The sequence below is a fragment of the Brevibacillus sp. FW301-21C12A genome (assembly GCF_058788915.1).
In genome coordinates this window covers 1-6,390 of record NZ_JBYTBG010000087.1, presented here as the reverse complement: position 1 = coordinate 6,390, position 6,390 = coordinate 1, and the positions used below count along the sequence as shown (strand labels likewise).

Genomic DNA, 6,390 nt, shown 5'->3' with positions numbered 1-6,390 from the left:
AAGGAGGTTTTCGCGGGAGTGTCTGAACAGCGCTCCGGTGGTATAATGGTAGTACAGACAAAGGACGGAGAAGGGAGCGTGATGACGTGACCAAACTAATGGACTTGAAGATCGACTTCGCGTTCAAGCAGGTGTTTGGCAAAGAGGGAAACGAACCGATTCTCCTTGCCTTTCTGAATGCCGCGCTCCAATTGCCGAAGGAAAAGCGGCTCTCTTCGGTGGAAATCCTCAATCCGGAAATCAATCGGGAACACATCGAGGATAAGGCATCCGTGCTGGATATCCACGCCAAGACAGAGCAGGGGGAGCACGTCAACATCGAGATTCAGCTGGCGAACAAGTTCGACATAGAAAACTTGGCGATTGCCTAGCGTAAGCGACGGCAGAGCCATAGTTGCACTTGTGTCTAACCAGAATGCCAGTGCATTCTGGTTAGACCATGGAGAAGCGTACCCTGTACTACTGGTCACGCATCTACTCGGCCCAAATGCAAAAAGGAATGCCGTACACGGAACTGGCGAAGACTATCGCGATCAACATCCTCAATTTTCGCTTTCTGCGGGAAACTGAGCGGTTCCACACCACATTCCACCTGTACGAGGATCAGGAGCAGTTTCCGCTGACAGATGTGATGGAGATTCACTTCATGGAGATCCCGAAGCTGATGGACAAGTGGGAACAGCGGGCGGTCAATCCGCATGACAATGAGCTGGAGAGATGGTTGCTGCTGCTGGAGGCGGACGATCACGAAGAAATTCGCAAGGAATTGGAGGCGATAGCGATGCAAGATCCGGTCATGAAACGGGCGTTTGACGAATGGGAAGACCTGAGCCGTGACGAGAAGAAGTGGGTCGAGTACGAGTCTCGTCGGAAGGCGATTCTGGACGAGATGGCGGTTGTAAGGGAGGCAGAAATCCGGCAGCAGAAGGCTAGAGAAGAAGGCTTGTTAGAAGGAAAGCTTTTAGTAGCAAAGGAAATGCTTGCGGAAGGAGAGAGTCCAGAACGCATTGCAAAGCTGACTAAACTCCCCTTAGAAGAAATAGAAAAACTGAAACAGCAGCTTCACTAACCGAAGCTTAAAACGACTCACAGACGACCCTGTGTCTAATTAAAGGATGCAGGGTCTTTTTGCGTTGCCAAAAACAAATAAGGAGATGAGAAGCATGTTGTTTCCGAATTTGCCGATCAAAACGGCGGGAGGCAAAGTCTTTTGGGACACCCTCGACAGGAGAAACGTAAGCGTCAAATCCGGCACACCTACAAATCAGAAATGTCCCGTGAGATAATCTTCCCCAGAACGATACGAGGAGCAGTTCCGACTGGCCCAGCAAAAACGTTTCGGTGCCTCCAGCGAGAAGACGCATCCGGATCAACTGGAGCTGAACCTGTTCAACGAAGCCGAGGTGCTGGCGACTCCTGCCGCTCAGGAACCGGATGTAGAAACGGTTACGTACAGCCGTAAAAAGTCAGCTGGCCGAAAATCCAAGCTGGATCAGTTCCCCGTGGAAACGATCCTCTATGAACTGCCGGAAACGGAGCAAGTTTGCGCATGCTGCGGAGGTCCTCTCCACGAGATGAGTACCGAGACCCGTAACGAAATCACGGTCATCCCGGCAGAAGTGAAAGTCGTGCGTCATGTTCGCCAGGTGTATGCTTGCCGCCGCTGTGAACGAGAGGAAATTCGCACGCCCATCGTCACGGCTCCGATGCCAGAGCCTGTCTACCCCGGAAGCCTCCGCTAACTTGCCGCGTGGGCCCTGAAACAGAGCCGAACATACGCTTCTAACGAGATTTGCATACTATATTATTAATAGGAATATGACGGAAAGGAGGTTTTCGCGGGAGTGTCTGAACAGCGCTCCGGTGGTATAATGGTAGTACAGACAAAGGACGGAGAAGGGAGAGTGATGATGTGACCAAACTGATGGACTTGAAGATCGACTTTGCGTTCAAGCAGGTGTTTGGCAAAGAGGGAAACGAACCGATCCTCCTGGCCTTTCTGAATGCCGCGCTCCAATTGCCGAAGGAAAAGCGGCTCTCTTCGGTGGAAATCCTCAATCCCGAAATCAATCGGGAACACATCGAGGACAAGGCATCTGTGCTGGACATCCACGCCAAAACAGAGCAGGGGGAGCATGTCAACATCGAGATTCAGCTGGCGAACAAGTTCGACATGGAGAAGCGTACCCTGTACTACTGGTCACGCATCTACTCGGCCCAAATGCAAAAAGGAATGCCGTACACGGAACTGGCGAAGACGATCGCGATCAACATCCTCAATTTTCGCTTTCTGCGGGAAACTGAGCGGTTCCACACCACATTCCACCTGTACGAGGATCAGGAGCAGTTTCCGCTGACAGATGTGATGGAGATTCACTTCATGGAGATCCCGAAGCTGATGGACAAGTGGGAACAGCGGGCGGTCAATCCGCATGACAATGAGCTGGAGAGATGGTTGCTGCTGCTGGAGGCGGACGATCACGAAGAAATTCGCAAGGAATTGGAGGCGATAGCGATGCGAGATCCGGTGATGAAACGGGCGTTTGACGAATGGGAAGACCTGAGCCGTGACGAGAAGAAGTGGGTGGAGTACGAGTCGCGCCGGAAAGCGATTCTGGATGAGATGGCGGCTGTAAGGGAGGCTGAAATTCGACAGCAAAGGGCTAGAGAAGAAGGTTTGGCGGAAGGTCGGGAGGAAGGCAGAACTGAGGTAGCCAGAAACATGCTTGCTAGAGGCATGAAAGTTTCCATTGTAGCTGAGTTAACAGGACTTTCGGTAGAAGAAATCGAAAAACTAAAGCAGCAACTTCACTAGACTCACCATTTCCCCTTGTCCTGATGTGACGAGGGGTTTTCTCTTTTGTAGAAAACGAATTCCACACCAGAAAGGGGGCAGAAAATCCGACTTCCGTCCGCTCCATTGCTTGCAAAACAATTCCATAAACGTAAACATCAACGCACAAGTATACGTAGGCGTTGACGGAACCAAAACATCAGAGCAGGAGTGGACGAGATGAACGACACGAAATCAATCTTTGCTAGAGTACTTGCCCAGCAGGAAGCGAAAAAGGCCGCACAAGCAGCCGAAAACCAACAGCAGGGAGCTTCCACAGAGAGAGCAAATGTAGTACCTCTCAAGGCAGCGGAACAAAAAATCCAGGAAAGGGGGAACCATGCACCGAAACCGCCGGAAGGTCAACAGGCCAAGCCGTTGAGAGTAAAACCACGGCCAACAAACAAGGCAGAAGGCACAGATAAAGCTTTCAAAGCGGAAACTGTACTGCCACCGTCACAGCAGCTGTCTTCGATGAAAATCCCGAAAAGACAAGCCCCGTTCGAGAAACGGTACCGAAGGGTCACGACGTACCTGGAGAACGGCGTGTACGACAAAGTGCAGCAGCTGTACGAGTCGGGGGAGATCGACCGGATCAGCAACCTGGTCAACACGGCAGTCAGGCTGTACCTCATGAAACACTAGGGGTACGGCAGCAAAGTGTAGCCCCAAATCCCGCGCAGACCGCTTTGTACGCGAGCAAAAACGAAAAAGTGATGCAACCCACAGCCCTACGTCCCTGAGCGGATGTAGGGCCTTTTTGCGTTGTGTTTGGAAAGGAGGAAGGAAGCTTGGACGAGATCACGCAGTTTGAGCAGTACCTTGTGGAAAACGGCATCGCGCCGAAAACGATCGAGTCCTACGTGGGGGACGTAAGAGGATTCTGCGAGTACCTGCGGAAGATGGGCGTGGAAAGCGAGACAGACCTGAAACGATTTTACGTGGTCAGCTACAAGAACCATCTCGTCGAAAACAAGTACGCCGTCGCGACGATCAACAAAAAAATCAATTCCCTGCAGGCGTACAACCTCTACCTGATCGAGAAAGGCATCCTGACGGAACAAGTCGTCACCCTGCAACGGGATCGGATCAAGGTGGCCGCTGGCAGCGAAGGGGAAGTGGACGTGTTCACCGAGCAGGAAGTCAACCAGCTGCTCTTTTTCGTCCAGGACAGGAGCAAGGTCAGCCTGCGGAACCACTTGATCGTCCATCTTCTCCTCTACACAGGAGTGAGGGTGAGCGAACTGTGTGGCATCCAGCTGGGTGACATCGACTACCTGACCAACACCCTTAGGGTCACAGGCAAGGGAGGGAAGTACCGTGAGATCCCGCTCCGTCCTGACCTTGCGGAACTCATCCGTGAGTACGTCCGGACGGAACGGCAGGAGAACAAGCACAAGGACAGTCCCTACCTGCTACTCAGCCAGCGTGCGCCCAAACTGCACAAGGACGCGGTCAACACCATGCTGGAAGGACTGGAGAAGCAACTGGGCTTCAAGATGTACCCGCACAAATTCCGGCACACGTTCTGCTCCCGATTGCTGAAAAAGGGAGTCCCGCTCACAACGGTTTCCAAACTTGCAGGCCATGCTCACATCCAGACCACCGCTCATTATTACATCAACACCAGCAAGCAGGAGAAAGAGTTGGCGGTCAACCTCCTCTAGTGTCATCTACTGGTACTTCTCTTGCTCCCACTCAAAAACGGACTTCACAAGTTTCAGGGCCAAAGCGCGGTCTTGTTTGGAGCGCTCCGTTAGCAGATCAATCAGTTGGCGAAGCTCGTCTGGTCGTGGGGAAGGGTCAATGTGCCGGAACAGATCTTCCATCGAAACGCCAAGACCTTTGGCGATCTTCTCCAGGCTCTCCACCGTGACGTTCTTTTCCCCACGCTCAACTTGTCCCACATAGTTCGTATGTAAACCGGATAATTCGCCTAATTGTTCCTGGCTCATCCCCTTCTCTCTTCGGAGAAAGCGGATTCGATTGCCTAATCGCTTGACCAACTCGGTCATGGAAACCACCTCAAGACAAGCTTACGGGAGGAAAAGAAAAGGGAACACAAGCTATAAATGTGAATTGACAGAAAGATAACACCAAAAGATAATAATTAATGAAGTTTTCCAATCAATAGTGTGTAGTGGTAACCCAATCTAGCAAAAACGGAGGCAAGAAACATGGACGCAATTCTTTTCTACGGCATCATCATTCTACTGGCACTCGGCTTTCTCTCTTTTGCCTGGCTCATTGTAAGGGGATGGCTGGAGCTCATCTTTTCCTTCCTGCTCGGGGTGTTCAAACTTCTGTGGAACATCATCAAAGTGGCGTTCTGGGTCGTCGCCTTGCCCTTCAAGCTGCTCGGTTTTCTCGTCAGACTGGTGCTGCCGAAAAGAGCCAAACGAAAAGATGCAGAAACGCCAGAAGTGCAAGCCTAATCGACAAAAGAAAGTATTTTTGAGGCATTCTGCCGCCCGTAACAGGGACGGTGGGATGCCTTTTCTCATTTTGTAGCCAGTAAACGAGGAGGACATACATGCAGACACCAGCGGAACAGTACGAGCAGTTGGTAGGGGAAGAAGACAAAGTCGTGTTCGGCATCCAGACATGTGAACATTGTGTCACGCTGCTGCTGGACAATCTCTACCGGACTGGAGAGGCACAGAATCAAGACACCTACACCGAGATTCTCAAAATCATTCACGAAGTCGAACAGCGACTGAGGAGAGAATGGCTTGAGCTAAAAATCAAAAAGGCAGTTTTGGCCCATCAGATGCAACAGAAAGGGGATGTGTAGCATGAGAACGATCAAAACCTTGGCAGATGTACACTGCTTGCAGGCAGCGCAGGTGTTTTCTCCGAGCTTTCTGTCGTACTTGGAGGAAGAGTTTCTGGGACTAAAAGAGGCGTTCGACTTCGACGGTCTGGACGAAGCATTCACGTTGGACACATACGGCTACATGGTTGTGCTGGAGAAGGGAGACAACTTGCGGGATCTGAGCGTGGTCGGCCTAAGCAGAGAGGACGGGGGACTTCTCGGCAGCCTGCCGGAGTTTGTCGAGAAGGTGGAACGAAACGGCGAGTGCTGGTACAAGGTGGTCGTGATCTACACCAACGAGTACGGGATGGCCTTCTACGTCCCGGCAAAAGCAATCTCTGACGACAACGAAATCCAAAACTGGTTGGAGGAGCATGTAGAATGAGTCAAAACAGAGAAGTCGCCAAACGAGTCAACATCGTCCGAGTCAAAATGGTACGGGAAGCAAGCCTCCTGTACCCGCAGCGCCGCATCAGGATGGCAAGGGATGTCGTAGAACTGTTCCAGACGTTTCTGCAAGAAACGGATCGGGAGCAGTTCTTTTTGCTTTGTCTGAACACCAAAAACGAGCCGACTGCGCTGCACACTGTTTCGATCGGCTCCCTGGACGCAAGCATTGTCCATCCAAGAGAAGTGTTCAAGGTCGCCATTCTCTCCAACGCCGCTGTTTTTCGCAAGTCAAAAATACAGAGAATCGCTGCGGATTTGTGCATAGGCACGGCCAACGCTGAAGATTATGACG

General features: G+C 51.6%; 8 protein-coding genes and 2 pseudogenes. 9 read left to right on the top strand and 1 reads right to left on the bottom strand.

The window, feature by feature from the left end:
• The first annotated feature begins 86 nt into the window (after positions 1-86).
• The 5 genes and pseudogenes from AC3WQH_RS25085 to AC3WQH_RS25065 all read left to right on the top strand — a co-directional run bounded on the left by AC3WQH_RS25085 (position 87) and on the right by AC3WQH_RS25065 (position 4,500).
• Positions 87-1,069: pseudogene (locus AC3WQH_RS25085) on the top strand (Rpn family recombination-promoting nuclease/putative transposase).
• A gap of 232 nt (positions 1,070-1,301) precedes the next feature.
• A pseudogene (locus AC3WQH_RS25080) lies at positions 1,302-1,736 on the top strand (IS66 family transposase zinc-finger binding domain-containing protein); the annotation flags it as partial.
• Positions 1,737-1,912: 176 nt separating this feature from the next.
• Positions 1,913-2,815 carry an Rpn family recombination-promoting nuclease/putative transposase gene (locus AC3WQH_RS25075; RefSeq protein ID WP_492332309.1) on the top strand — a complete coding sequence of 301 codons (903 nt, stop codon included), beginning with the start codon at positions 1,913-1,915 and terminating at the stop codon, positions 2,813-2,815.
• 198 nt (positions 2,816-3,013) lie between these two features.
• Positions 3,014-3,478, top strand: coding sequence for a hypothetical protein (locus AC3WQH_RS25070; RefSeq protein ID WP_492332308.1), 465 nt, complete (start codon positions 3,014-3,016; stop codon positions 3,476-3,478).
• A 146-nt stretch (positions 3,479-3,624) separates the two neighbouring features.
• On the top strand, positions 3,625-4,500 hold the full coding sequence (locus AC3WQH_RS25065; protein ID WP_007784964.1) for a tyrosine-type recombinase/integrase: 876 nt from the start codon (positions 3,625-3,627) through the stop codon (positions 4,498-4,500).
• Between the two features lie 6 nt (positions 4,501-4,506).
• On the opposite strand, the gene AC3WQH_RS25060 is transcribed toward AC3WQH_RS25065, so the two are convergent.
• Entirely contained in the window at positions 4,507-4,848 is a 342-nt protein-coding gene (locus tag AC3WQH_RS25060) for a helix-turn-helix domain-containing protein (protein ID WP_007784963.1), read from the bottom strand.
• Positions 4,849-5,010: 162 nt separating this feature from the next.
• Between AC3WQH_RS25060 and AC3WQH_RS25055 the strand changes: the two genes are divergently transcribed.
• From AC3WQH_RS25055 to AC3WQH_RS25040, 4 genes are all read left to right on the top strand, one after another.
• Positions 5,011-5,268 (top strand): hypothetical protein, encoded by a 258-nt coding sequence (locus AC3WQH_RS25055; protein ID WP_007784960.1) that lies wholly within the window; start codon positions 5,011-5,013, stop codon positions 5,266-5,268.
• A 98-nt stretch (positions 5,269-5,366) separates the two neighbouring features.
• Entirely contained in the window at positions 5,367-5,627 is a 261-nt protein-coding gene (locus AC3WQH_RS25050) for a hypothetical protein (protein ID WP_026557547.1), read from the top strand.
• Between the two features lies 1 nt (position 5,628).
• The gene (locus AC3WQH_RS25045; protein WP_007784956.1) at positions 5,629-6,033 is read left to right on the top strand and encodes a hypothetical protein; all 405 of its coding nucleotides are present in this window, start codon (positions 5,629-5,631) and stop codon (positions 6,031-6,033) included.
• Positions 6,030-6,390: JAB domain-containing protein (locus AC3WQH_RS25040; RefSeq protein WP_492332307.1), on the top strand; the 361-nt coding region annotated here is incomplete at its 3' end. The genes AC3WQH_RS25045 and AC3WQH_RS25040, both read left to right, overlap by 4 nt.

Excerpts from the sequence above, each read along its gene's own strand:
- AC3WQH_RS25045 (WP_007784956.1), top strand. The coding sequence starts at position 5,629 with ATGAGAACGATCAAAACCTTGGCAGATGTACACTGCTTGCAGGCAGCG.
- AC3WQH_RS25070 (WP_492332308.1), top strand. The coding sequence starts at position 3,014 with ATGAACGACACGAAATCAATCTTTGCTAGAGTACTTGCCCAGCAGGAA.
- AC3WQH_RS25055 (WP_007784960.1), top strand. The coding sequence starts at position 5,011 with ATGGACGCAATTCTTTTCTACGGCATCATCATTCTACTGGCACTCGGC.
- AC3WQH_RS25060 (WP_007784963.1), bottom strand. The coding sequence starts at position 4,848 with ATGACCGAGTTGGTCAAGCGATTAGGCAATCGAATCCGCTTTCTCCGA.
- AC3WQH_RS25050 (WP_026557547.1), top strand. The coding sequence starts at position 5,367 with ATGCAGACACCAGCGGAACAGTACGAGCAGTTGGTAGGGGAAGAAGAC.